The organism is Blastomonas sp. UPD001 (genome assembly GCF_003426715.1).
Classification (GTDB): domain Bacteria; phylum Pseudomonadota; class Alphaproteobacteria; order Sphingomonadales; family Sphingomonadaceae; genus Blastomonas.
This window is the reverse complement of the sequence record NZ_QKVT01000001.1, coordinates 157,878-158,986: the sequence shown is the minus strand read 5'-3', so window position 1 is coordinate 158,986 and position 1,109 is coordinate 157,878. Positions and strand designations below refer to the sequence as shown.

The 1,109-nt window shown below is 69.5% G+C and carries 1 protein-coding gene; it reads right to left on the bottom strand.

All coding sequences use genetic code 11. The features are described from left to right. Nucleotides 1-167 precede the first annotated feature (167 nt). Nucleotides 168-902, bottom strand: coding sequence for a response regulator (locus DM995_RS00745; protein WP_023839037.1), 735 nt, complete (start codon nucleotides 900-902; stop codon nucleotides 168-170). Nucleotides 903-1,109: the final 207 nt, after the last annotated feature.

Below are 1,109 nucleotides of genomic sequence, written 5' to 3'. Positions count from 1 at the left end.
GGCGATCAGCCGGACCGAGGCCTCGGCGGCGACGCGATCGAGCGCCGCCTCGCGCTGGCCGCGCACCAGCAGCGCCGCGTTGAGCAGCTGGCCAGCGAGCAGCGCCAGCGCGATGGTCAGCAGCAGACGCCCAGCCAGGCTCGACGGCCAGAGCCGCTGGAACGCGCTCATGGCGCATCCGGGCTGGCGAGTCGGCGGACGCGCGCGGCGAGCGTATAGCCGCCGCCCCAGACGGTCTTTATCAGGCGCGGGGAACGGTTGTCCGCCTCCACCTTCTTGCGCAACCGGCTGATCTGGTTGTCGATCGCGCGGTCGAAAAGATGCGCCTCGCGGCCGTGCGCGAGGTCGAGCAGCTGATCGCGGTTGAGCACGTGTCCGGCATGTTCGCAGAACACCTGGAGCAGCTTGAACTCGGCAGTGGATATGGGGACGAGTGCGCCATCGGGGTCGGTCAGCCGGCGCTTGACGGTATCGAGCGTCCAGCCATCGAACTCGAAGCCCTGCGGCTCGTCCTCGGCGGGCTGGGGCACGCGCGCGACACGGCGCAGCACGGTCTTGATCCGCGCCACCAGCTCGCGCGGGTCGAACGGCTTGACGACATAATCGTCCGCGCCGATTTCCAGCCCGATGATGCGGTCCATCGCCTCGCCCTTGGCGGTGAGCAGGATGACCGGCGTTTCGGTTTGCGCGGCGACATGGCGACAGAGGCTCAGGCCATCCTCGCCCGGCATCATGATATCGAGCAGCAGGATCGAGAAGCGCTGGTCGCGCATGAGCGTCCGCGCCCGGGCCGCATCGCCCGCCTCGGTCACGGCAAATCCCTGGCCGGTCAGATATTCGGCCAGCGGCTCGCGCAGGGTCGGCTCGTCATCGATCAGCAGGATATGGACGGGATCGGTCATCGGATGTCAGCATGTGCCGGGTGCGGGGGCGAAAGGCAACCGGCCCCGGACGCATAGGGGAGTCTGCGCCGGGGCCGGAAGGTCGGAAGCGGCGGGGGATCAGCCCTGCGGCGCGGCGCGGCGCTGCTGCCAGCGCTGCTTCATCGCCTCGCGCGCGGCGGCGCGCTCTTCCTGGGTGATCCTGCCGTCCTTGTTGGCATCATGGCG